General features: G+C 41.9%; 18 protein-coding genes. 5 read left to right on the top strand and 13 right to left on the bottom strand.

Going from position 1 to position 25,696, the window contains the following annotated elements:
* Positions 1-5: 5 nt before the first annotated feature.
* The 4 genes from bioU to GTQ43_RS16710 all read right to left on the bottom strand — a co-directional run bounded on the left by bioU (position 6) and on the right by GTQ43_RS16710 (position 6,676).
* Positions 6-1,010, bottom strand: a complete 1,005-nt coding sequence (gene bioU / locus GTQ43_RS16725; protein WP_265273871.1) for a (S)-8-amino-7-oxononanoate synthase BioU — start codon at positions 1,008-1,010, stop codon at positions 6-8.
* A gap of 504 nt (positions 1,011-1,514) precedes the next feature.
* Positions 1,515-3,395 (bottom strand): glutamine--fructose-6-phosphate transaminase (isomerizing), encoded by a 1,881-nt coding sequence (gene glmS / locus GTQ43_RS16720; RefSeq protein WP_265273870.1) that lies wholly within the window; start codon positions 3,393-3,395, stop codon positions 1,515-1,517.
* Between the two features lie 400 nt (positions 3,396-3,795).
* On the bottom strand, positions 3,796-4,041 hold the full coding sequence (gene psaC, locus GTQ43_RS16715; RefSeq protein WP_012411495.1) for a photosystem I iron-sulfur center protein PsaC: 246 nt from the start codon (positions 4,039-4,041) through the stop codon (positions 3,796-3,798).
* Between the two features lie 295 nt (positions 4,042-4,336).
* Complete coding sequence (locus GTQ43_RS16710; protein WP_265273866.1) at positions 4,337-6,676, bottom strand: cation:proton antiporter; 2,340 nt, start codon at positions 6,674-6,676, stop codon at positions 4,337-4,339.
* Between the two features lie 222 nt (positions 6,677-6,898).
* Here GTQ43_RS16710 and GTQ43_RS41760 point away from each other — a divergent pair, with 222 nt between their 5' ends.
* On the top strand, positions 6,899-7,273 hold the full coding sequence (locus GTQ43_RS41760) for a hypothetical protein (protein WP_414859147.1): 375 nt from the start codon (positions 6,899-6,901) through the stop codon (positions 7,271-7,273).
* A 24-nt stretch (positions 7,274-7,297) separates the two neighbouring features.
* Here GTQ43_RS41760 and GTQ43_RS16705 read toward each other — a convergent pair whose 3' ends face one another.
* On the bottom strand, positions 7,298-8,275 hold the full coding sequence (locus GTQ43_RS16705) for an SDR family NAD(P)-dependent oxidoreductase (RefSeq protein ID WP_265273865.1): 978 nt from the start codon (positions 8,273-8,275) through the stop codon (positions 7,298-7,300).
* A 215-nt stretch (positions 8,276-8,490) separates the two neighbouring features.
* Between GTQ43_RS16705 and GTQ43_RS16700 the strand changes: the two genes are divergently transcribed.
* Positions 8,491-10,329 (top strand): alkaline phosphatase family protein, encoded by a 1,839-nt coding sequence (locus GTQ43_RS16700; protein WP_265273863.1) that lies wholly within the window; start codon positions 8,491-8,493, stop codon positions 10,327-10,329.
* Between the two features lie 422 nt (positions 10,330-10,751).
* On the opposite strand, the gene GTQ43_RS16695 is transcribed toward GTQ43_RS16700, so the two are convergent.
* From GTQ43_RS16695 to GTQ43_RS16685, 3 genes are all read right to left on the bottom strand, one after another.
* Positions 10,752-12,677: an ABC-F family ATP-binding cassette domain-containing protein gene (locus GTQ43_RS16695; protein ID WP_265273862.1), complete on the bottom strand. Its 1,926-nt coding sequence runs from the start codon at positions 12,675-12,677 to the stop codon at positions 10,752-10,754.
* A gap of 69 nt (positions 12,678-12,746) precedes the next feature.
* Positions 12,747-13,163 carry a DUF1824 family protein gene (locus GTQ43_RS16690; RefSeq protein WP_265273861.1) on the bottom strand — a complete coding sequence of 139 codons (417 nt, stop codon included), beginning with the start codon at positions 13,161-13,163 and terminating at the stop codon, positions 12,747-12,749.
* Positions 13,164-13,425: 262 nt separating this feature from the next.
* The gene (locus GTQ43_RS16685) at positions 13,426-14,274 is read right to left on the bottom strand and encodes a prohibitin family protein (protein WP_265273860.1); all 849 of its coding nucleotides are present in this window, start codon (positions 14,272-14,274) and stop codon (positions 13,426-13,428) included.
* Between the two features lie 317 nt (positions 14,275-14,591).
* Between GTQ43_RS16685 and GTQ43_RS16680 the strand changes: the two genes are divergently transcribed.
* Positions 14,592-16,133 (top strand): phytoene desaturase family protein, encoded by a 1,542-nt coding sequence (locus tag GTQ43_RS16680; RefSeq protein WP_265273859.1) that lies wholly within the window; start codon positions 14,592-14,594, stop codon positions 16,131-16,133.
* Here GTQ43_RS16680 and GTQ43_RS16675 read toward each other — a convergent pair.
* The 4 genes from GTQ43_RS16675 to GTQ43_RS16660 form a co-directional block, all read right to left on the bottom strand.
* On the bottom strand, positions 16,120-16,794 hold the full coding sequence (locus GTQ43_RS16675) for a hypothetical protein (RefSeq protein ID WP_265273858.1): 675 nt from the start codon (positions 16,792-16,794) through the stop codon (positions 16,120-16,122). The two genes, GTQ43_RS16680 and GTQ43_RS16675, sit on opposite strands and share 14 nt — an antisense overlap.
* Positions 16,795-17,413: 619 nt before the next feature.
* Complete coding sequence (locus tag GTQ43_RS16670) at positions 17,414-17,875, bottom strand: hypothetical protein (protein ID WP_265273857.1); 462 nt, start codon at positions 17,873-17,875, stop codon at positions 17,414-17,416.
* A gap of 27 nt (positions 17,876-17,902) precedes the next feature.
* Positions 17,903-19,741 carry a bifunctional serine/threonine-protein kinase/formylglycine-generating enzyme family protein gene (locus GTQ43_RS16665; protein WP_265273856.1) on the bottom strand — a complete coding sequence of 613 codons (1,839 nt, stop codon included), beginning with the start codon at positions 19,739-19,741 and terminating at the stop codon, positions 17,903-17,905.
* Positions 19,742-20,149: 408 nt separating this feature from the next.
* The gene (locus GTQ43_RS16660) at positions 20,150-20,878 is read right to left on the bottom strand and encodes an ABC transporter permease (protein WP_265273855.1); all 729 of its coding nucleotides are present in this window, start codon (positions 20,876-20,878) and stop codon (positions 20,150-20,152) included.
* Between the two features lie 873 nt (positions 20,879-21,751).
* On the opposite strand from GTQ43_RS16660, the gene GTQ43_RS16655 reads away from it, so the two are divergent.
* Positions 21,752-22,837 (top strand): glycosyltransferase family 4 protein, encoded by a 1,086-nt coding sequence (locus GTQ43_RS16655; RefSeq protein ID WP_265273854.1) that lies wholly within the window; start codon positions 21,752-21,754, stop codon positions 22,835-22,837.
* Positions 22,838-23,173: 336 nt separating this feature from the next.
* A complete protein-coding gene (gene modB / locus GTQ43_RS16650) occupies positions 23,174-25,036 on the top strand; it encodes a molybdate ABC transporter permease subunit (RefSeq protein WP_265273853.1) in 1,863 nt (620 codons plus the stop codon).
* A 120-nt stretch (positions 25,037-25,156) separates the two neighbouring features.
* Here the strand turns inward: modB and GTQ43_RS16645 are convergent, their stop codons facing one another.
* Positions 25,157-25,528, bottom strand: a complete 372-nt coding sequence (locus GTQ43_RS16645; RefSeq protein ID WP_265273852.1) for a four-helix bundle copper-binding protein — start codon at positions 25,526-25,528, stop codon at positions 25,157-25,159.
* Positions 25,529-25,696: the final 168 nt, after the last annotated feature.

The following is a 25,696-nucleotide window of genomic DNA, read 5'->3' as shown; positions in this document are numbered from 1 at the left end:
AACTATTACCTAACAAATTGGGGCATAATTTCGGCAGCAGTGAAGATGCCATAAATACCGCGTTGGTGCAATTGTCTACCAGCTTTGAGATAGCCAAAGGCAGGGCCGCAGACATTGGCTGCCATACTGGTTTCATCTCCCAGAGTAAAGGTATGGGTGGAAATTTTACCTTCAAAGGTGCGTCCTGTTACCTTAACGTTGGTGCTGAGGGGCTTTTTCGGATTGCGAGTATCGACTACGCCGCCAACTGTAACGCGATCGCGCCCCACTATTCCCGCTACCTCTAGCATCACATCATCAGCGTGTTCCATATTCTTCAAGGTAAGCACGCCATTGGTTTTATCTAGTAGTGCTTCTACTTCTGCGTCAGTCATCGCCCTAGCGGTTTCCACTGTGTAACCAGGCATGTGGCCAATGTCTTCCCGAACCGTGGCGCGGTAAGCTTCCCAGTTGGCAATTCCCACCCCAAAGGTAATTTCGACTTGATGAATTTCGGCGTAGCTTTGGGCGGCTAATGCGGCGGCGGCGGTTAACAGTCCGGGTGTTGCACCACAACCTGTCATGTAGGTAATCCCGGCGGCTTGCAGTTCCTCTTTCATCGCTAGTAGTTGTTCTACAGCAGTGGTGCGCTTAACTGCATCTACTAGCACACCCCGCCAACCAGATTTAATAAACTCTTTGGCGACAGAGGGGATAAAATCATTTGGTAAGTTGGGTAAAGCCAGAAAATACCCATCCACAGGTTGAGCGATTGCAATTACATCCTGAATACTTTGATTTGTTAACGTCCCCACTGGCTCTAAATAACCTACGGAACCTTGGGACTGATAGGTTGCAATGCATTCTTGAGTATTTAAACCTTCAGCAGCGTAAGCGTAACCTTTTTGATCTGCGGCTGCGACTAAAATCATTTCCTGTTTAGCAGCAAGTACCTTGGCGGCGGCTTGTCCGAGTCCCCCGAAACCTAGTACTCCTATGCGTATCGCTGACGAAATATTTGCTGTACTCATAGTCAATTACTTAAGTTGAATCACAAGCTTTCAAACTTTACCCTCTCAGCTTGTGGCTGATGGCTGACAGCTTTTAGCTATAAAGGTTAATTATGCTTCATTATCCTGGTTTCTTCCGCAAGTAAATCAGTTTTTTCACCAGAAATTCTTGCTGAGTAATTTATGAAATTATTTGCGTAGGTAGGGAGTAGGGAAGAAGCTTTTTTAAGTTGCACTGAGTTTTTTCAGAAATCATGTCATTGCGAATATGGTGAAGCATAAGTCCTTCGGACACGCTTCGCGAACGTAGAGTCCTGGTGATTGCAACTCTTGGAGACGCTGCGCGAACGCTCCACTTCGTTGCGCTCGCAATGACATATCGTAAGTAATTTGGCGGACACGATATCATTCATTAGAAAATACTGAGATAATATTAACCATAAAAAATAGCTTCTCAACAAATTATATTTCTTGGAGAAGCTATTTTATGATTAAAAATCAAGTATATTCAGGCACGATTTTATACTATTCCACCGTGACACTTTTAGCTAGGTTACGAGGTTGATCGACATCCAAACCGCGACGGGCGGCAATATGATAAGCCAATAATTGTAAAGGAACTACTGTCAAAATCGGAGAAAGTAACTCTTCAACATGAGACACGGGAAGAAGATCGTTAAAGATTTCCGCAGCTTCGCCATCGTTGACGGGAGTCACGCCAATTAAGCGAGAATCTCTAGCTTTGGCTTCTTGAGCATTGGAAATAACTTTTTCGTACACACTACCAGGGATTGCGATCGCAACTACTGGTACTTTCGCATCTAAAAGTGCGATGGGGCCATGCTTCATCTCTCCAGCCGGATAGCCTTCGGCGTGAATGTAGCTGATTTCTTTTAATTTCAACGCCCCTTCTAAAGCAATGGGGAAGTTAATTCCCCTCCCCACAAAAATGAAATCTTTGGTTTCGGCGAATTCATGGGCTAACTGTTCGGTTAAACGTTCTTGACTTTCTAAAGTTGCCTCAATTTCTTTGGGAATCTGCCGCAACCCATTAATAATTTTCTCTAATGTGTCTTTTGAAACTGTCTGACGACGAGCCGCTAAATCTAATGCCAAGGCATAAAATGCCATCAGTTGAGCAGTAAAAGTTTTTGTCGCCGCCACCCCAATTTCAATTCCCGCTAGAGTACTGATGACATGGGGCACTAGATGGCCAAGGCTGCTTTCGGGGCGATTAGTAATACCCAGTAATCGCGCTTCATATTTAGGTTCTTTTCCCTGGCGACGTTCTTTTTCCATTGCCAAAGCTGCTAGGGTATCGGCAGTCTCACCTGATTGGGTAACGCCGATAATCAACGTGTTAGCTGTGACAGGTGATGGTGCATAGCGATACTCAGAAGCGTAATGTACCTGAGTTGAAATTCCTGCTAATTGTTCGAGTAAATATTTACCGATTAATGCTGCGTGCCAACTAGTACCACAGGCGAGGATCTGAATTTGTTCTAAATCAGTGTATAAATCCGCAGGTAAACCAAGATTGATTGGCGATTCGGTAGATTCGTGTGGATGAAAGTAAGCGTCTAAACTCGCTCTGACTACCCCTGGTTGCTCATGGATTTCTTTGAGCATGAAGTGTTTGAATCCCTGCTTTTCTACCATTGCAGGATTGAAGTTGAGGAGCCGGGGTTGTTTTTTCAACCTGTCGCCAGCGAAATTGTAAATCTCAACGCCCAAAGGTGTGAGGCGGGCAATTTCGCCATTTTCCAGAGGTAGCACTGCACGGGTGTAGGCAACGATCGCTGGTGTGTCAGATGCACAAAAGAATTCGCCTTGTCCAAAACCAATTACCAAAGGTGCTTGTTGGCGGACAACAATCAATTCATCGGGGTAGTCAGCAGAAATAACTGCGATCGCAAATGCCCCGTGCAAGTGGTTAACAGCTTGGCGAATTGCTTCTAAAAAGGGAGATGAGGAAGATGAGGGAGGAATATGCTTTAAAAATTCGGCGATGAGATGGGGAATTACTTCTGTATCGGTTTCAGAAAGAAATTGGTGTCCTTTTGCTTTGAGTTCTTCGCGTAAGTCGCGGTAATTTTCGATAATACCATTTTGTACTACCGCCACTCGCTTCGCCGTATCCAAATGGGGATGGGCGTTGTATTCTTCTGGTTTACCATGAGTTGCCCAGCGAGTGTGACCAATACCAATCTGGGCGGGGGTTTCTATTTGTTCTAGTTTAGAACGCAGGTTATGCAGTTTGCCCTTTGCCCGCACACAATTAACCTCACCTTCCCAAACAGTGGCGATTCCAGCAGAATCGTAGCCCCTGTACTCTAGTTTTTCCAGCCCAGCCAGTAAAATGTCTGTCGCCGCTTGAGTGCCTATATATCCAACGATTCCGCACATTGTTCACACCGCTTTTTTTCAGGATGATTAAATCCAGTATAGTGTTTGGCACAAAGTGGACGTTTTGGAAATAAAAAAAGGGAGTAATATTACTCCCCAACCACTAGGTATTTTTATGGATTTTGGGCTTTTAAAGCAGATTCACCGTCAGCTTTTGACCTGACGGTACAAATACGGCTTCTAGGATTAAAGTACCCAGAGATTTTTATGCCCAATCTAAAATTAAAATTTCGTCAGGTGGGTAGTATTCACTTTCCGATGCTAAAGGTACTTGCTATTGAGACAATTAAAAGTCCTGAGTGCTGAGTTCCAAGTTCCGAATGAAGAATCAAGAAATTGTGTTTCTGATTTACTTCTTTCTGTCTCAGCACTCAGCACTCAGCACTCAGCACTCAGCTTTTTAGTAAGCCAGACCCATACTGCGAGTTGTTTCAGCGCCCAGGTAAACCCGGATGCTCAAAAAGTCGGTAGGACAAGCAGTTTCGCATCGCTTACAGCCAACACAGTCTTCTGTACGGGGTGAAGAGGCAATTTGAGCAGCTTTACAGCCATCCCAAGGAACCATCTCAAGTACATCAGTAGGGCAAGCGCGGACGCATTGGGTGCAGCCAATGCAGGTATCGTAGATTTTAACGGTATGAGACATTGAAAAAACCGCTCCTTCCGAGTGTTCTTCTCTGCGAAAGAATCATAATCAACGCATAGTTTACCGCAGTGGTTGATAGGCCGTAATCAAAAGGCTACATAACTTCAAACAATGTAATAAGCACCCTTGATAAGTTGTTTTTGCGAGATTATCCCATTGACTGATGAATTAGCAACATTATCTGAGCGTATTTACCCCGTTGCTTTACCATAATGGGGTTTAATCGTAAAGATTAGATTTGAGACTTCGTAGTGAGCGCTCAGTCGAACGATTTTGAATTGATTCTACGTTTCTTCTAGTCAGTTACACTGTCGGCAGGGAGAAACTCTTTGAGTGCTTCTGCCTCAGCAGCTTTCACCACTGGGATAGAAAGGGGTACTTTATTTACGATCGCAAATAACTGCTCTAATTGACTTAGACCTGTCAAGCTACCACATAATAATACTTGGTCGCCAACTTGCAAATCCATACCGCCATCAGGATAGCGGATAAACTTGCCATCTCGCCGGATTGCCTGTACCTGGACTCCAAATTGCTTGCTGATATCTAAATCGGCAAGGGTCTTACCTAGGGTTGGCGCATCTGCATTCACCGTAATCCATTGACAAGCACTATTTTCTCCGGGGACAGCAGCTTGTCCTTTAGCGAATTCTGCTAAAGCTGCCAGTTCTTCATCTGCTCCCACTACCAACAAGCGATCGCCATCTTCTAATTTGGTTTGATTACTGGGATAATCGATTTCATCGCCGTTAGCGCGGCGAATTGCCATCAAGCTCGCTCCTGTTAAGTAGCGCATATCGGCTTCTTCTATAGTCATGCCAATTAAGGGCGAATTAGAAGGGAGAGGATACCAGCGCTGATTTAAATCGAGAGTTGCTTGGCGCAAATCGCGAGCAACTTCAGTTGCAGAACGCTCTGGGCGCAATTCTAAATAATGATCGTTGCGGATTTGCTGCATTTCCCGTTGGACGACTGCTGGTGACAACAAACCTAAGCCAGTTAATAAGTAGGTTGCCATTTCTAAGCTAGCTTCAAACTCTGGTTGCACCACTTCTCTGGCTCCCAATTGATACAACACTTCAATATTTTTATCCTGGGTAGCACGGACAACCAAATCTAATTCTGGGTGCAATTCTAAAGCGCGTTTCAAGCAAACACGGGTACTCATGGGGTCAGGGAGTGCGATCGCCATTCCTTTAGCATGATTCACCCCGGCAGTTTCCAAAACGTGTAAACTCACACAATTGCCATAAACATAAGACACTCCAGCTTCACGCAACTGCTGAATTCTCCTCTCCGATTGGTCAATTACAACCACAGGTAGGTGATTTTGGAGCAACAACTTGACTAAATTTTTGCCGACTCGCCCATAACCACAGACTACTACATGGTCTTTGAAAGGCAAATCTTCCGATACATCCCGTGCCTCTTGCTCTTCTAAGTACGGTTTCAACCAGGGCATTGATTCGGCAAAGTTAAATAAAAATGGCACTAACCGCAGCACAAAGGGAGTAAGCATGAGAGTGACTGCGGTGGTTCCTAAAATTAATAAGTATATTGGTCGGGATACCAGACCCAAAGATTGCCCCTCACTGGCGAGAACAAAGGAAAATTCCCCAATTTGGGCTAGTCCTAAACCCGCGATTATGGCTGTTTTTAAAGGGTAGTGGAATAGTTTAACTAGGGGCGTGATAATCAAAAATTTCCCGACAAAAACTATTGCTACCAACCCTAAAATCAATTCTAGATTGTTCCATAAAAACACTGGGTCAATTAACATCCCAATGGCGGCAAAAAATAAACTGGCAAAGATATCTCGCAGCGGTTCGACATAAGTCAGGGTTTGATCGGCATATTCCACCTCAGAAATCATCAAACCCGCGACAAATGCCCCCATTTCAATGGACAGTCCTAAATGCTCCGTCAACAGAGCAATGCCCAAACATAAAGCTACAACTCCTAATAAAAATAGTTCTCGGCTTTCGGTACGGGCTAAGAGTCGCAACAAAGGCGGTATCAGCCACATCCCCGCAGCTATGGCACCAGCAGCAAATAAAGCAATCCACAGTAGCGCTGTCAATACGGCGATGCCAATAGTTTCTGCTGGTTGGTTGAGGGCTGGTAAGACTGCTAACATCAGTCCTAATGCCAAGTCCTGTACTACCAAAATCCCTAGCATCACTTGTCCGTGAGGCGTTTCTGTTTCATTGCGTTCCATCAAACACTTGAGGACAACCGCCGTGGAAGACAAGGACAGAATACACCCTAAAAACATCCCTTTGGCGGGTAAGGCTCCCCAGGCTCCACTTAAACCACATACCACAACTGTGACTAAAATTGTTAGAGCAATCTGGAGTCCACCTCCACCAAGAGCGATCGCTTTTACCTTCTTGAGTTCTGCTAAAGAAAATTCTACACCCAAGGCGAATAACAAAAAGGCGACACCAAATTGTGCCAGAGTTTCTACTTGAATAACTTCTTTAATTAGTCCCAGTCCGGCGGGCCCAACGATCATCCCGCCGATGAGATACCCTAGCAGCACGGGTTGCCGCAAAAGTGCCGCCAACAGTCCGCCACAGGCTGCAACGCCCAAAACTAAAACTAAATCAACAATTAGCCTAAAATCTTCTTGCACCAGTTTTAAAAGAATTATTAATTAAGACCATTAATTCAGGATACAAAGTTTTAGGATCTCGAACAGCTTGTTTAGTGAAGGTGTGACAGAGGCAGGGGAGCAGGGGGCAGGGAGCAAGGGGGGAAACTGAGACGGAGCTTCTTCGGTGACAGAATATTGGGGATTGGGAGTTTTTAGGTTGTTCACGAGTATTAAAGACTCGTTAACGGAGTTCAAAGACTCATTCACGAGTATCAAAGACTCATTCACGGAGTTCAAAGACTCGTTAACGGAGTTCAAAGACTCATTAACGGAGTTCAAAGACTCATTAACGGAGTTCAAAGACTCGTTAACGGAGTTCAAAGACTCGTTAACGGAGTTCAAAGACTCGTTAACGGAGTTCAAAGACTCGTTAACGGAGTTCAAAGACTCGTTAACGGAGTTCAAAGACTCATTAACGGAGTTCAAAGACTCATTAACGGAGTTCAAAGACTCGTTAACGGAGTTCAAAGACTCGTTAACGGAGTTCAAAGACTCGTTAACGGAGTTCAAAGACTCGTTAACGGAGTTCAAAGACTCGTTAACGAGTATCAAAGGTGGATAAACCAAGTTTTCTAACTCCTGCCTTATCCCTAATGCCTATTAAATTTTAGGTGAGCTAAGGGCATTCAATAATAATAGTGACCACGGTATTTTAATATCGGGTATGAGCCATGAATACTTTCTCAGTCCTGGCAATGCAGTTGGTAGCACAAAACGTAAAGAGCGTAGCGATACAGGACGATCGCCATTTTCATCCACAATTCCATATTTATTAGCTAGTTCGGCAACAATCTGCACGCGTCCGGTATGGCGCATGATATTTGAATCACAAGCAAGGGCAGCAATTACCCTTCCAGTTAATAAGGGAGTTTCCCAGTTGTAGCGATCGCTAATGAATGAGTTTTTTGGCTCAGTAGTATTGGTTTGATTCATCTCAGAAGCAAAGCTAGAAAAAAGCTCAGTCCCAACAATCCCCGGCCAAATGGAAACAGAAGCGACATTATGGGGTTTTAATTCAACAGCCATATCAGCAGCGAGGCGATCGCACGCTGCTTTCCCAACACCATAAGCTGTATTAAAAATATAAAACATACTACCCCATGAGGAAATGGTGCAAATAAGTCCAGAATTACGCCTAGTCATCATTCGAGCCGCAAAAACACTCGCAATATAATGGCTACGAAGACCAACGTTGTTGCTAGCATCCCAAATGCTTGGTTCACAATCCCAAAAGGGCTGCCCATAAGCGTCTTTTACTGCCTGAACTCCTGAGTAAGCATTATTCACCAGTAGGTCGAGTTGTCCACCTTGCTCGTCTTGAATGCGCTCAAACAGTAAACGCACCTGTTCATCGTTGCTATGGTCTACTTGGACGGGAATGCATATACCACCAACTTCCTCTATAACTGATTGGGTTTCACTGAGACTTCCTGAAACCGCATTACTAGAAGAATTGTTGAGGCTGCGACCTGTGACGTATACAGTTGCCCCAGCCTCAGCCAAACCAATAGCAATTCCTTTCCCAATTCCCCGTGTAGCACCTGTTATCAATGCCACTCTCCCGTCAAGGTGTTTCATAATCGCTTTTTTATTAAGTTAGGAATTTCCAATAAATAAATTATCTAATCTTGTGGGGTAGGCATTTTGCCATTAATGTGATGTCATTGCGAATGAAGCGTTCGTGGTAGCATCTCGTAGAGATATCCCAAGTATCTGTACCTCATAGCAGCAGTAAGTGCTGTACATTAAAGCCTCAAAGAGCCAGAAATATCTATATTTGGAGATGTAGACGGATGGTTTTACCTAAAATATATAAGACTTTTCTGATACTAGCTACTATTACACTCGTTACAGTACTAGCAGTTTCAGGATTTGCGAAGACAAGACCTGAACACAATGTCATAATTTTTATTACCGATGGATTGCGCCCTAGCAAAGTTAATGCTCAGGAAACTCCTAATCTGAATGAAATTCGCCAGAAGGGTGTGAGTTTTGTCAATAGTCATTCACTGTTTCCTACTTTTACTACCGCGAATGCTTCTGCGATCGCAACTGGACATTATCTCGGTGACACGGGTGATTTCAGCAATACAATTAATGTTGGCTTTCCTGTTAAGAGTGCTAGTAATAGCCCCATTCCTTTCTTAGAAAATGATGCGGTTTTGGGGGAAATTAACCAACGCTTTAATGACAATTACTTGAATGAAGAAAGTCTATTAGATGCCGCACGGAAAGCTGGATTTAGCACCGCATCTGTTGGAAAGATCGGGCCAGTCTTAATTCAAGATGTTACTCAACGAACAGGTAAACCCACAATTATCATTGATGACGCTACCGGTTCTCCAACAGGAATTCCTCTGAGTTCCGAAATAGCTGACCTGTTGACTAAAAATGAGATCGCCTTAAAATCTCCAACGCGAGGAGATAATGGCAAATCTGGCAACAGCACAGTATCAGGAACCAAGGTAGCTAATATATTTCAACAACAATACTTTGTCGATATAACGACAAAAGTACTATTACCTCTATTCAAACAACGCCAAAAACCTTTTGTTTTAATTTATTGGTCACGCGATCCAGATGGAACTCAACATAACCAAGGTGATAGTCTAAACACTCTTACTCCAGGGATTAATGGCCCCACTTCCCTCGCCGCTCGTCAAAATGTCGATCAAAATCTTGCTCAAATCCGTGGCGTTCTCAAACAGCTAAATTTAGAAGCTTCCACAAATATTTTTGTGACGGCCGATCACGGTTTTTCTACCATTAGTAAAGAGAGCAAAACCAGCTATTCAAAGACACTAAGTTATCCAGAGGTAATAAAAGAATTTTTGCCACCTGGTTTTCTCGCTATTGATATTGCTCATGGTTTAGGATTGCCTTTATTTGATCCAGATAAGGAAAATGCTGCTGTTGATCCAACTCAAGGTCAGTTTTCTAAAAACGGTTTGATTGGTAAAGACCCCAATAAACCTGATGTCTTAGTGGCTGCTAATGGTGGTTCAGATTTGATTTATTTACCTAATAGTGCAAATAACAAAGCACTTGCTAAACAAGTTGTAGATATTCTCTTAAAAGAAGATTATGTTAGTGGTTTATTTGTCGATGATGCATTAGGCTCTATTCCAGGGACTTTACCCTTAAGTGCGATCGCACTTCATGGGAAATCCCCTCTTCCTACCCCAGCGATCGCAGTCAACTTTCGGACATTTGATACTGGCTGTGGCGACCCAACTGCTTGCGGTGTAGAAATTGCAGACTCTTCTTTACAGCAAGGACAGGGAATGCATGGCTCTTTTAGCCGTGCTGATACTTACAATTATATGGCTGCGATCGGCCCTGACTTTAAGAAAGCTTTTGTAGACCGAGTACCTGTGAGTAATGCTGATGTAGCTATTACCTTGGCTAAGACTTTAAATTTAAAGATTCCCCATCAAGGAAAACTTATCGGTCGCGTTTTACATGAATCCTTGATTAAAGGAGCCAAAAAAGTTTCTTTTAAATCTCATACTCTGACTTCTCAACCAGCTACTAATGGATTAAAAACGATCCTGAAGTATCAAAATGTTGGCTCAACTCGATATTTTGACGTTGCAGGTTTTCCTGGTCGTACACTTGGTTTATCAAAATAGTCAGGTGTCGGGGCAATTCATGAACATTGGTGTCAACTTAAGCTTAAACGCCTGTCCTACAAGCGTTTTACCCCCCCTTAATCCCCCCTTGGAAAGGGGGGAAAAAGGAATCTAGTTCCCTCTACGGTGTACACACATCTCTGTGGCAGGTGCAAAATGTGGTTTGATCCCCCTAAATCCCCCTTAAAAAAGGGGGACTTTAAGAAGTTTTCCCCCCTTTTTTAAGGGGGGTTAGGGGGGATAAAAACGTTGTGGGGCTAGGTTATCAAACTTGTGTGTACACCGTAGCCTTTATAAGGGGAGGGTTAGGGTGCGGTAAAGCGATGAGTAATGCTAAACGAGAGAACTGAATATCATGTCTTCACAAGGGTTTCACGTTAAGTTGACACTTATGATTCATTAATTGCCCCTACGGGTGTACCTCACTCCATCTCCGCTAATTCTAACCAGCGTTCAGTCGCCACATCGATCGCGTGTTTGAGCTTTTCCACACGATCGTAAAGTTTCTGCACTTCGCTATAATTCCCCGGTGAGACATTTGCTAGTGTTTTCTCGGTTTCTGCCTTCTGGGCCTCTAACTCGGCAATTTTACCTTCCAACTGCTCAAATTCTTTCTTTTCCCAATTGGATAACCTCCGGCGCTTGGTATTTTCTACATCCTTGGGCGCAGATGCACCATTTTGGACTTCGGCATTTTTCGGCTTCTCCTTAGTGTTAGCAGCCTGTTGCTGTGCCTCTTCAGCCTTCTTATAGTCCAGATAAATCGAGTAATTACCTGGATATTGCCGGAGATTACCGCCTTCCTCGAAGGAAAATACTGTGTCGATGGTGCGATCGAGAAAGTAGCGATCGTGAGAAACTACAATTACACACCCGACAAAATCCTCTAAATAATCTTCTAGTACTGCCAATGTCTGAACATCTAAATCATTTGTCGGTTCATCTAAAATCAAGACGTTGGGCGCACTCATCAACACTCGCAACAGAAATAAACGGCGTTTTTCACCACCGGAAAGTTTATTAATTGGGGCATACTGTTGATTACCAGGAAACAAAAACCGCTCCAACATTTGAGAAGCAGTAATTTGAGTCCCATCGGTAATTTTGATAAATTCACCTTCTTCTTTGATGTAGTCAATCACGCGCTGATTTTCGTTTAAAGCTGTGAGCAATTCTTCAGAATGCTGGTCAAAATAACCGATGTGAACTGTAGTTCCAATTTCTGCAACACCTGAATCTGGCTGAATCTGACCAGTAATAATATCCATTAAAGTGGATTTACCAGCACCATTAGCGCCAATAATGCCGATGCGGTCTTCTGGACTAAATTCGTAGGTGAAATTATTAATCAAGGTGCGTCCATTGTATGCTTTAGAAACGTTATTTAATTCAATAACTTTTTTACCAATGCGACGACCAACTGTAGAAATATCAACTTTACCCTGAACTTCTTTAAATTCGGTATCCCGGAGAGCATGAGCGCGGTCAATTCTAGCTTTTTGCTTAGTACTTCTAGCTTTCGGCCCTTTTTTCAGCCATTCCAACTCCCGCCGCAACAAGCCTTGATGTTTCCGTTGACTGCTTACAGCAGATTCTTCAGCTAAAGCTTTCTTTTCGAGGTAATATGAATAGTTACCTGTGTAGGTGTAAATGTCTCCTCGGTCAATTTCAACGATCCGATTAGTGACGCGATCTAGAAAATAGCGATCGTGGGTAATCAGAAAAAGTGCGCCGCGATAGCGATTTAAATAACTTTGTAACCATTCAACAGAAAGAGCATCTAAATGGTTTGTCGGCTCATCCATCAGCAAAGCATCAGGTTCTGCTAACAACGCTGATGCTAAAGCAATGCGCTTGCGATAGCCTCCAGATAAAGTACCTATCTTGGCATCAAAGTCAGAAATTCCTAATTTAGTGAGGATAATCTTAGCATTAGTTTCTAATTCCCAAGCATCATTTGAATCCATCTTTTGCATCACCACAGAAAGGCGAGACATCAGTTGGCTATCATCTGGATAGTGAGCTAATTTATCTGAGAGTTCTTCATATTCACGTACCAAAGCTGTATGTTCGCCACTGTCAGCAAAAACTTGCTCTAAAACTGTGTGGTTCTCATCTAAATCTGGCTGCTGGGGTAAATAGATAATTTTAGAACCGGAGTTGATGATAATTTGACCGCTATCAATAGATTCTAACCCCGCGATCATTTTTAATAGAGTTGATTTTCCTGAACCGTTAGTACCAATTAAGCCAACTTTATCGGCAGCATCGAGGCTAAAGCTGGCTTCTTTTAAAACTTCTTTGATGCCAAAGTCTTTTTTAACCGACTGGAGTGTAATAATACTCATAAAATCTAGTAGTTATTCCTCGATCGTTAATGAGTAGGTAAGGCATATCCTTACCTACATTGCCGAATTCTATACAAATAAATCCAAGGGTAAATGTCCATACATTTCATTGATTCCGTCTTCGTGGTAAGACTGACAAGATACTAATACACCACGATGATGTCCAGAGTATGAATCAAGATAACACAAGCCATTTTTACCATTTAATTTGATATAAACTGGCCCTTCAGGTGTCAGTAAATTGTCTGGTGGTTCATAACCCAAAGCCAGAGAATAAGTTTTCATCGCCAGTATTCCTTCTTCTGCTGTATCAGCGCAAATTCCTAGAATTTGATAATCAGCAAGGTTTGTTACCAAAGTTAGGGCATGACGAATTACTGCTTTTTCAGATGCATTGAGGATTGGCGCAATGTCTAGACAGTTAAATTTATTCAGTAATTTTTTCGCTTCTTCGGCGGTGAGATGGTGAGGATTGGGGGTTGACATAAACTTTGATGATGGACTTGTTGGTTTTTCTGTTGTGTTTGAGTTGGCATTAGCCCAACTTATACTATTTTGAGTTTTAGATTTGGGATTGAGAATCGTCCAAGGGTTGTAAAATTTGTCTGAAAGGACATAAATAAATTTAGTTGCTCTGAAACCCTTAATTGATAGGGAATTCCAAAATATTTCTCCCCTATTCGCTGTTCCTTGCCTCTTCTATTCAGAGCAAATTCCATAATGGAGGTTGTTATCTAATGCCCAATCCTTATGGTTGATTCTGGACATTTCCAAGGTTGAATATGAAGGGAACGCCACTTTTTGAATCACCACCCATAACAAGGACTTTGGGCATCTGAGCGCCGCCACTCTTCCAAGCTTCAATTGCTTCCTTTTGCAGAACTAACTGTCCTCCTTGAGCTTTGAGTGTTTCTGCTAAAAGTCTTTGAGCTTCTGCCCTACCTTTAGCGCGATTCACATCTGCTTGTGCTTCTTGTTCTGCTTCCCGTGCTACGTAAACGGCTCTTTGCGCCCGTTGTTCAGCAATTTGTTTTTCTTCCACTGCTCTGGCAAATTCTGGTGAGAATGCTAAATCAACTACGCTAGTATCTAACACAATTATCCCATATTTGTCTAAGCGATCGCCTAACGCATTATCAAAGTCTTCTTTTAACTCACTTCTTTTAGTAATTGCCTCTTCTACTGTTCTTCTAGCTGCCGCAATTTTAAATGCTTCTTGGGTCTGAGGTGCAATGATTTTTGATACAATATTTTCTAAGGTTCCTTGTTTACGTCTAACTTCAACTACCTTTATCGGATCGAGGCGAAAGTTGATCGCAAATCTCGCGGATAAATTTTGCAAATCTTTAGTAGAACTTTCTGCTGGCACTTCAAACTTTTGCACTGTCAAATCATACACATCTATTACGGATAGAAAAGGCGGTTTGACATGAATCCCTTCCAATAAAGCCCCATCTCTCGCTTTACCCAAAATGCTAATCACTCCTGCTTGTCCAGGGTTAATAATAATAAAGGCATTTAGTCCGAGAATCACTATTATTGCTAGCACAATTCCTAAAACTGTGGTTTGCCAATTTCCAAGTTGCTGATTTTTCAAATTCCCCTCTCTATATTGAGTGCTGTTAGCGGTAACGGTAGCGGGGCGTTTAGCCCGTGCTGAGTAAAATGATACGGATAAATTTGACAGTAGTAAATAGTCAAAAGTTTTACTTTGACTTGAGTAAACTCAGTTACTAGTTTAAGCTTCTCATTAGTCTGTCTGAATCAATTTTTTAATCTAAAGAACGCAGCACTAGCGATTTTGTGTCCATCCTTAGTGATGTTAACCAATTAGAGCGGTTTATGGATTGAGGAGCCAATGATATTATCCAAGTTTCCACAACTGTTTTAATTTATTGTTGAAAAATCAGGGATATGCAAAACACAGATATAGTTGTTATTGGTAGCGGTATTGGCGGTTTGAGTTGTGGTGCGCTTTTGGCGCGGTATGGCTTTGATGTGATAGTCTGCGAAAGTCACTCCATTGCTGGAGGTGCTGCTCATGGTTTTGAGCGCAATGGTTTTAAGTTTGACTCGGGCCCGTCTCTCTACTCTGGATTGTCTTACAGCCCCTCTGCTAACCCTTTGCGACAAGTGTTAGATGCAATTGGTTCTGAATTACCATGCGTTACCTATGATACTTGGGGTTGTTGTCTACCAGAAGGTGATTTTGACACGGCGGTTGGTGTAGAGCAATTTTGTGAAGTGCTGATGAAATTTTGTGGTGATGATGCTGTAGTCGAATGGCAAGAACTCCAGCGCGTTATGGAACCATTTGCCAATGCTGCAACTTCCATACCACCAGCCGCATTGCGCTTTGATTTTGGTGCAGCTAGAACTGTGGGCCCGTTTATCCCATCTCTGACAAAAAATGTGGCGAATATAATCAAGCTGACGGGCCCTTTTAGCCGAATTATGGATGGAGTTGTTAAAGAATCGTTTACCCGAAACTGGCTTAATTTACTTTGCTTTCTCCTTTCTGGACTACCCGCAGATGGTACTAGCGCCGCAGAGGTAGCATTTATGTTTGCGGATTGGTATCGCCCAAATGCAATCCTGGAATATCCTATTGGTGGTAGCGGTGCTTTAGTTGACAGCCTTGTACAAGGATTAGAGCGTCATGGCGGGAAGCTGATGCTGTTAGCTCATGTAGAAGAAGTGCTTGTAGAAGGGAATCGTGCGGTGGGTGTGCGTCTTAGCGATCGCTCCGAAATTCGCGCCAAACGAGCAGTGATTTCTAATGCCTCGGTTTGGGACACACTGAAATTACTACCAGAAAAGGCAATACCCAAACAGTACCGCCGCAAACGACAAGCTACGCCTGAATGTGATAGCTTTATGCATCTGCATTTAGGCATTGATGCTCAAGGATTACAGGCAAATTTGCGGTGTCATTATATTGTGGTTAATGACTGGGAATTGGGCGTAACAGCACCTCAAAATGTAGTGGTGATTTCTATCCCTTCAATACTCGATCCATCCTTAGCGCCAGCAGGTAAGCATGTGATTCATGTGTATACACCCGGTAATGAACCATACTCTATGTGGCAGGGGATGGATAGAAGGAGCCAAGAATATGCCGAACAAAAGCGATCGCGTGCAGAAATAATGTGGCAAGCGCTACAGCGGATTATTCCCGATATTCGCTCTCGTTGCGAAGTCACACTTGTTGGTACACCGTTAACTCACGAGCGCTATCTCCGCCGTCATCAAGGTTCCTACGGGCCAGCAATTCAGGCTGGAAGTGGTATGTTTCCTGGCCCCAGTACACCCCTACCAGGATTGATGTGCTGTGGCGACTCAACATTTCCCGGTATTGGTTTACCAGCAGTCGCCGCTAGTGGGCTGATTGCTGCTAATACCCTTGCACCGATTAATAAGCATTTAGCTATGCTTCAGGATATCAAGTGTATTTAATTTTTTGAGTATAAAATCTAGCTGACAAAAGAGCCGCACCTGCTGCCAAAACTGCTAGTACATTGTCAGGTTCGGGTACAACAGCAACTTGAGCATCAATTCGTGCAGTTCCAGCAAACAAACCTGTTAAGTCAGGGTTCCCTAGTATAGTAGCAAACTCTGGAGAAATCAGTAATCTAACATCAGGGATAGTTAAATTTTTGCCATCAAATGCCACAGGTTCTGGAAGACTCAAATCAAACAAAATTGTATCTAAAGAAAATGTGTCTCTTAAAACAAATCCGCTAGCATCTTGAACAGTGCGTCCTGGAGCAAAACCAATTGAAAAGTCACCAACAGTAATTTGATTATTGAAGGTAACAGTACCAGTATGTTCGATTGTCCCTGAAAGCGGAGTAAAGCCGCCCTCATCGCTAAATGTGAAGTTGGTAGCTGAATCGATGTTAAAGCCAACTAAATAATTACTGGGAATTGGTGCAACTGTATTAGTAGTACCTGTCAAGCTTAGACCGATACTTTTAAGAATATCTTCATGATCGCGATCGATGCTGGTGACTCCTGATATTACTTTAAAAGTTGCAGCTTCTACCTGTATAGGTGTAATTGAGATACAAGCTGCGATCGTACAACCAACAATCCCTGCAAACTGAGAAAAACGCATATATATTCCTGATGATATTTGTAGTTTATTCTATCGAAAAAGTACTCTTTGTTAATCTAAAAGCCTAGACATTACCGCTAAAAAACTACACTAAAAATATAAAAAGATAGTTTTTGAAATCTGATATCAAGCCAAAGTCAAGTTAATACGAACATTTAAGTTTTATAGTTATAAATACAATTCAATGAGGTGGGTAAAAATAAATATCCCTGCTCATGATATATCAGAAAGTATGAGGCATAAACCATTAGACATAAAACACGATAAAAATATAGTTACGTTTAATTATGTCTGATACAAATTATTTAGTCTTAAATATATAGCGGTTCTCATTTATGTGAGGTACACCCGTAGGGGCAATTCATTAATTGCCCCTACCGTGTTTATTTTTGTGTAAGTCACAAGTAAGTAGCGGGCAAGACTAAAATGGTGTAATATAGCAATCCTATTTGATTTCGTTCAAATTTGCGGTGTCCAGATCCCCGACTTCTTTGAGAAGTCGGGGATCTACCTTTTCACGAATGATTTAGGATTGCTATAGCTAGAGACTATAGGTATTTAGCGTCAATAATAATAAATCTAATGCACAAGTTTAGTCTTATTGGACTTACTTATTGCTTTACAAGCTTGTTCTAATCCACCAGTTTATTTTCTCTAAATTAGAATCTATGTCCTGCCAAAAGTTTGCTGATGAGTCTGCTTCTCTTGTTGCTGCAAGTATTTTATCTATACTGTCAAAGTTTTTTTGAATCACCTGCTTATCTAATTTAGGAATATCTAATTTAAGATATTTCAGACGGTTGGGTAGCTCTACTTGCTCTTTTATTGGCAAATTAGTAATTTGTTCAGCTTGTTCTAAAATTTTATCTATTGATGCAATGACTTCTTCAATACTCGGTTTTTTAGTTTGTAATTGTAAATCTTTCTCTTCAAAAGCTTCCTCTTGATTGTCTAACTTTACTAATACTATTTTGACAAAGAAAATATTGTAATCAACTCCAATAACTTCACCCACTTGATTATGATATTTTCCAATTTTATTGATAAGTACGATATCACCTTTCTCAATTTTGTCTTTCATAATTTCTACAACCTCTAAATCAAATTGCTAAATAATCTCCTCTACAGAAAATACTACTCTAAAGCCACAAACTCTTAGTCCACCGTCTGACTCATTCCAGCTACGGCTGGCGCTGCGACACAGTTCGGCGTTGAAACTCCAAGAACCACCGCGTAGCACTCGGCGATTAATATCACCGCCAGTTTCCCAGGCTGTTCCATCTGAGGGTGCATCGCTATAATTGTTGTGCCACGAATCAGCGCACCATTCCCAAACCAGCCCGTGCATATCATACAATCCAAAGGCGTTGGCGACTTCAAAACTACCGACGTTTGTTGTTTCTTTACGGAATTTGCTTTTTGGTTCGATAGTGCAACTAACTAACTCAGAGGTTATGGTTTCGCCAAAGTGGAAGGATGTTGTAGTTCCAGCCCGACAAGCATATTCCCATTCAGCTTCGCTTGGTAAACGATAGTCGCGTCCAGTTTTTTCTGATAGTCTGAGACAGAATTCTACAGCCTCATACCAAGATACATTTTCCACAGGTCTATCTAAACCTTTGAATTTTGATGGATTGGGATTTAAAGCTTGTTTGACTTTGGGTAAAGCTGCTACTACTCTCCACTGTGCTTGAGTTACAGGAAATTTCCCCATAAAAAATGGTTCGACGGTAACTTTATGTCGAGGACGTTCGTCAGCATCTCCCTCAAACTCTGGTGAACCCATCATGTAAGTACCACTAGGAATTGATACCATTTCTAATGTGACAGATTTACCCAATTCTTCGGCAAAGAAATTGGCATTACCACTCATGCGGTTTACTTCTCTACCACCTGTATCTACTGTCACCACATCAAATTCAAAGGTTTCTAACGGGGGTAATGGTACTATTACTTTTTGTGGTAGTGGCGGTAATATGGGTTGAGATATGGAAGTAATTTTAAGGGCAATAGGTTCAATATTCGATGTTGTAAACTTCAAATCGTTGATAACTTCTACTGCTGTTTGATATCTTTCACTGGGTAGATGTTTTAGTAGTTTCTCTAAAATTCTCCCTAAGTCTTCGCTGATAGTAATACCTTTTTCTTGTAATCGTTCGCGCCACAACCACTTAGCATTCATGGCATCATAAATAGGGTCATTAACTTGTCCAGAAGCATCCTGCAAAGGCAAACATTGAGTTAAAAGACGCACGCAAGTTACACCCAAAGCATACAAATCGCTGCCGTGACAAGCAAATCCAGCCATTTGTTCAGTTGGGGCATAACCAAGGGTATAAATTACTGTAGCTTGTCTTCCTAAACTGGTTTGTGTTACCTGTTTAGCACCGCCAAAGTCAATTAATACGGGTTTTTCATCACTAGCACGGCGGATAATATTTTCTGGTTTAATATCCCGATGAATGACGTTATGGGCATGAATGAATTCCAGAACTGGCAATAAATCAGCTAAAAGTTCCCAAATTTGTTTTTCACCATAAATTTGTTGTTGAACTTCTTGTAAAAGAGTTTTTCCTTGAATGAATTCTTGGACAAGATACAAACTAGTCCCTTGTTCAAAATAAGCTAGTAATCTGGGAATTTGGGTATGATTTTCTCCCAGTTCATACAACCGAAAAGCCTCTTCTTTAAAAAATTCGGCGGCTTTGGTGCGTTGTCCGGTTCCCTGAAATTGTGGGAAAAATTGCTTGATGACGCAAGGCGCGTTTAGTCTGTCTACATCTTCTGTAGCATAGGTTCTACTAAATCCACCTTCACCTAAGAGTCTTAATACACGGTAACGGTTTCTTAGAAGTTTGCCAAAGTTACTTTGTCCGCAACTCACGCAAAATTTATTGCTATCAGAGTTGAATGGATTTGAGCAATTGGGATTTTGGCAGATTTGCATAATGAGGGGGAAATAGCATCTTCTCCAAAGTTAGCCCCAATATTATCTAATTGGAAACAGTTATGTAGAGAAGCGAACACGGAAGTTTTTTCATGTGTTTAAACTTCTTTCAACAGGAAAACAAGAAGATGAATAAATTTTATATATATAGCAGTTCTCGGTTGATTTAGATATAAGAATCCCCTCCCCGCAAGCAAGGAGGAGGCTATGATGTATCTTATATAATTAAGAAATGCTATTCTATTTTGGGACGTTTATAAATATTGGTAAATATGAATACATGAGGATAACGAATGTATAGATGTTATGTTGCAACGTCTCTTTTAAGATAGCTTTTTTTGCCATCTGAAAAAGTTCACGCAGAACTAACTCGTCGATAATCTTGATTATCAATTGTGAGTCTTATTTTCAGCTTTTATTTTCTCCAGAAGCGCGAATCAATTCAGCTATCACAGCAACGATCGCAGATACTGAAATTAACATGACGCTTAAAGCGTTAATATCAGGCTTGACTCCTGTTCTAATCCGGCTAAAAATTTCCATCGGTAGGGTGTTAGAACCACTACCAGCAGTAAAACTAGAAATGAGAAAGTCGTCTAAGCTGAGGACAAAGGCTAAGAGACAACCAGCCAAAATACCAGGCATCAATTGAGGTAATAATACTTGGATGAAGGCTTGGGTTGGTGTAGCGCCTAAATCTAGTGCTGCTTCTTCTAAGTGGGGGTCTAAATTAGTAAGTCGGGAAGCAACCACAAGTCCGACGTAAGCGAGACAAAACACGATATGCGCTGCAACTATTGTCCACAAACTCAAGGGTATGGCAAAGGCGGCGAGACAAACTAGGGTAGCCACTGCGATCGCAATATCGGGAATAATTAATGGTAAGTAAGCAATACCACTATACAATTTCTTACCTGGAAATTGGTAACGCGCCAACCCAACCGCCATCAAAGTCCCCAGCACTGCTGAAACCCCAACTGCACAGCCAGCAACTATCATACTGTTTTGCAAAGCTGATAAGATGCGATCGTCGCTGAATAACTTGCGATACCAATCGAAAGTGAAGCCTTGCCAAGTTGCGCTATAGGGTGACTGATTGAAGCTATAAAAGCCAAGTACCAATATGGGCAGGTACATGAATACAAATATTACCAGTGAGAAAACCGCCTGCCATGAGACACGCGGTTTTTTGAGAGATGGAGAGATATTCACGTTTATATTTAATTTTTATTGATTAGGAATACAAAATAGCATATTTAATGTAATCGGTCAATCATCTCTGGTTTCAAAGTGATTTATTGAACCACAGAGACGCAGAGAACACAGAGAATAAAGTAATTTATTGACTAGAATTTTTACCCCCCTTGAAAGGATGACTTTCTTCTCTCCTTGTTCTATAAATATTGGGAAATCCAATTTGTGGAATGATGAGGGAGAGTTTAATTTTGGGAATCTCGTTATTGCCTTTTAAAGTAGCCAAGAATAGAGTTAATTGTTATTTTTGAGAATTTAAATAGAGTTTTTAGTAAAACTTTGCCGCTTCTAATTTCAAACTACCTACTTTACAAAAGTTTATAATTTAGGTACGACGATTTATCTTTTATAGTACGGAAAGCCGCCAAAATTATTTTACACACTCTATTCTTTAATTAATATTTTAAAATTCGATGATTTCCAGGTGATAATAGAGAATTCTAGTCAAATATCACTATTTAAACTGTATTTAGGCAGGATTATAAAAATTATATTTATCAGAAAAACTATATTTAAAATTGTACTCAAGCATGAAGTTTTAATAAATTAAAATACACTTACCTCTTTAGGAGTGGGTAATTTCCGTACTAAGATAGACAAGGAATATGGAATAAGTAGCATAAGATTTGAAGGAAATTGTTAATAAGTTTAGTATCTGAAGTTACTTTCTGATGGGGAGCGAATCAATTACAAGCACTCCAACAACAGAAAGAAAAAACTTCTAATTTCTAGTTTTATTTTTTTAGGAGGTTTGTGATGAGAATTGCTCAATTAGCTCCATTATGGGAAAGAGTTCCACCTCCAGCTTATGGTGGTATAGAGTTGGTAGTAGGGTTACTGACTGATGAGTTAGTCCGACGTGGACACGAAGTAACTTTATTTGCATCGGGAGATTCTATCAGTCTGGCAAAACTAACGTCAGTTCATCCCCATGCCCTCAGACTCGATCGCACTATCAAAGATTACGGCATTTACGAAATGCTGAATCTAGCTTCGGTGTACGAACGCGCAGAAGAGTTTGATATTATTCACTCTCATATCGGGCATGGGGCACTGGCTTACGCAAATCTCGTCAAAACCCCTACGGTTCATACGTTGCACGGTATTTTCACGCCTGACAACGAAAAGATGTTTAGTTTTGGGAAAAAACAACCCTACGTCAGTATTTCTGATTCACAACGAGAACCAAGGTTAGGGTTGAACTATTTAGCAACGGTCTATAACGGAATTGATGTCAGCAGTTATAATTTTCACGCCCAACCAGAAGATCCGCCTTATCTAGCGTTTTTGGGTCGGATGTCTCCTGAAAAGGGAGCGCATTTAGCAATAGGAATTGCTAAAAAAGCTGGTTGGTGTTTGAAAATGGCAGGTAAGGTGGATGTCGTTGATGTGGAATACTTTGAGAGGGAAATCAAGCCACAAATTGACGGGGAGCAAATTCAGTATTTGGGTGAAGCCAACCATATTCAAAAAAATGCTCTTATGGGAGGTGCAGTTGCAACTCTGTTTCCCATTACTTGGCGGGAACCCTTTGGATTAGTAATGGTAGAGTCAATGGCTTCGGGTACGCCAGTGATTGCGATGAACTTGGGATCTACTGAGGAGATAATTTCCCACGGTAAAACAGGTTTCCTCTGCAATAATATTCAAGAGTGCATTAGTGCGATCAATCGGGTAATAGAGTTAGATCGCTATACCTGCCGCCAATATGTCGAAAACAGTTTCAGCGTTAAGCAAATGACCGATGGCTATGAGGCAGTTTATCAAAAAATAATCGCAGAACGATTTTCTCAGAATGGGCATTTACGCAGTTTGATTGGTTTAAGTAGCGATCGCATTTAATTTGTGTGTCCCAAATGCCCTAATACGGTTGGATAAGTTGCGTATGGATAATGCTATACTGGTCGGCTAAGGCAAGAGACGCGATAAATCGCCGTCTTTACAAGAATCAGTCCTTCGTCCTGACGGCGATTTATCGCGGATTTGGGATCTACATATTTTCATCAAATAACCTTAATCGAACCGTATTGCCTCCTGTTTACGAGATGCTACGCAAATGGAATGATATGTTAAATTTTATTATTTCATCGAGGGATAAAATTACCAACTTTTACTAACATATTGGAAATAAAGTTGGTAAATTATGGATTAGTTGAGCTAATTTTTGCGCAGACAACTATGCCATTGGATTTATCACCTCTTTGGATATCACTCAAAACTTCATTACTTGCTACATTTATCACCTTCTTTTTGGGTATTGCTGCTGCCTACTGGATGCTGGGATATCGTGGTAAAGGTAAATCGTTGATTGAGGGTATCTTTATTGCGCCACTGATTTTACCGCCCACGGTTGTCGGCTTCTTGCTACTACTATTGTTTGGCAAAAATGGCCCTGTAGGGAAACTCATGGAGGCTTTTGACTTCACCATCGTCTTTACTTGGTATGGTGCAGCGATCGCAGCTACCGTAGTTTCTTTCCCATTAATGTATAAAACTGCACTGGGAGCCTTTGAACAAATAGATGGCAACTTGCTGCGAGTAGCTAGAACCCTTGGCGCAAATGAAACTACAATCTTTTGGCGCATCAGTTTCCCCCTAGCACTACCCGGCATTGTAGCCGCCACAATGCTAGCTTTTGCCCGCGCTTTAGGAGAATTTGGTGCGACTTTGATGCTGGCTGGTAACATTCCAGGAGTTACGCAGACAATCCCAATGGCGATTTACTTTGCTGTGGAAGCGGGAGCAATGAACGAAGCGTGGTTTTGGGCGATCGCAATTATGGTGATTTCTCTCTCTGGAATAATTGGGGTTAACTTCTGGCAAGAATTGAGGGAGAAAAAGAGAGCAGGGGGCAGGGAGCAGGGGGCAGGGGGCAGGGAACAGGGAGCAGGGGGCAGGGAGCAGGGGGCAGGGGGCAGGGAACAGGGGGCAGGGGGAGAAACTTTTTATCCGCGGCACTCTGCTTCTGAGTCGCGTGGGTTGTTTATCAATATTGAAAAAATACTTCCTAGTTTTCATTTAAAAGTTGCTTTTACCACTGATGAGCAACCCTTGGGATTGTTAGGGGGTTCTGGTGCAGGTAAGAGCATGATTTTGCGCTGCCTTGCGGGGATAGAAACTCCTTCTTGTGGACGCATAGTTTTAAATGGCAGAGTCTTGTTTGACTCAGAAAAAGGAATTAATCTACCTAGCCGCGATCGCCGCATCGGTTTTTTAGTGCAGAATTACGCCCTATTTCCACATTTGAGTGTGGCGGAAAATATCGCTTTTGGCTTACCCAAAGGACTATCTGCTGGAAGTATTCGGGTGCAGGTAGAAGAACAATTATTAGCGATGCAGTTGCAGGGATTAGGCGATCGCTATCCGCACCAACTTTCTGGGGGACAACAACAACGGGTAGCCTTAGCGAGAGCATTAGCGAGTCAACCGGAAGCATTGCTTTTAGATGAGCCGTTTTCGGCACTCGACACCCATCTACGTAGTCAATTAGAGGAGCAAATGACAGAAACTTTAGCTGATTACCAAGGTGTGACTTTGTTTGTCACCCATAATATGGAAGAAGCTTATCGGATTTGTCCAAATTTATTGGTATTAGAGCAAGGTAGAGCCGTTCATTATGGCTCCAAATACGATATTTTCCAGCATCCTACTACTGTGAGTGTCGCCCAACTTACCGGATGTAAAAACTTCTCCCGTGCTGTTCTCCAGTCATCGCAACAGGTGGAAGCGACTGATTGGGGTTGTAGCCTCCAAGTAATTGAACCAGTCAAGAGCGAATTATCCCATGTCGGCATTCGTGCCCATCAGTTCATTTTTACCAACGACTCATCACAAGAAAATACCTTTCCCTGCTGGGTAGTACGAACAAGTGAAACGCCCCATCGAATGACGTTGTTTCTCAAATTATATTCGGCTGGTAAGAATTCTCAAGATTACCATCTGCAAGCTGAAGTCTTTAAAGAAAAATGGGCGACGATGAAAGACCAACCCTTTCCTTGGTATGTGCGTTTAGATCCTCTGCGCTTGATTTTGATGGAATAAATGCAGAGATATACGAGACGCAGAAAATTTTACCAAATAATCTTACTTCAAGCGCCCAGACCCAAAGAGTCTGAGCGCTTGAATATTAGGTTGCAGAGAAACTTCTGCTAGTTAGGAGAATTAAGCGTGCATCATCTGCATACTTCTGCAAGACTCTGCACATTTGCGGCAAGCAGCAGCACATTCCATCATTTTCATGTCATTGCTCATCATCTCACACGCCATTGCAGTGCGATCGCACATTTCGGCGCAAAGCATACAAGTGCGTTCCATGAACTCAGAACCGCTCATCATCATATTCATGCACATCATGCACATTTCAGAGCAATCGCGCATCATGCTCATCATGCTCATCATATCCTTGTCCATCTGCATACCACCTTTGGCCATGCAGTAAGTCATAGTTTCCATGCAAATTTTATGACAGTCCATACAAACTTCCATGCAAGCTTGCATTTCGGCAGTCATAGTTTCAGTCATCATCATCATCATAGGAAATACCTCGTGATTTTTTGATGGATAAATTAAGTGTCCCTGTCAGGGCTACTCATAACACTAATACTATCCTTTTAAAGAGTCAATGGTTGTTTTTAATTCCGAATTTATAAGCCTACTATCCCGATATAATTACCGGAAATTTGGACAAATTCTCCAAAGTTT

This window comes from Nostoc sp. KVJ3, assembly GCF_026127265.1.
In the GTDB taxonomy this organism is placed as follows: Bacteria; Cyanobacteriota; Cyanobacteriia; order Cyanobacteriales; family Nostocaceae; genus Nostoc.
This window is presented reverse-complemented; position numbering and strand designations above follow the sequence as displayed.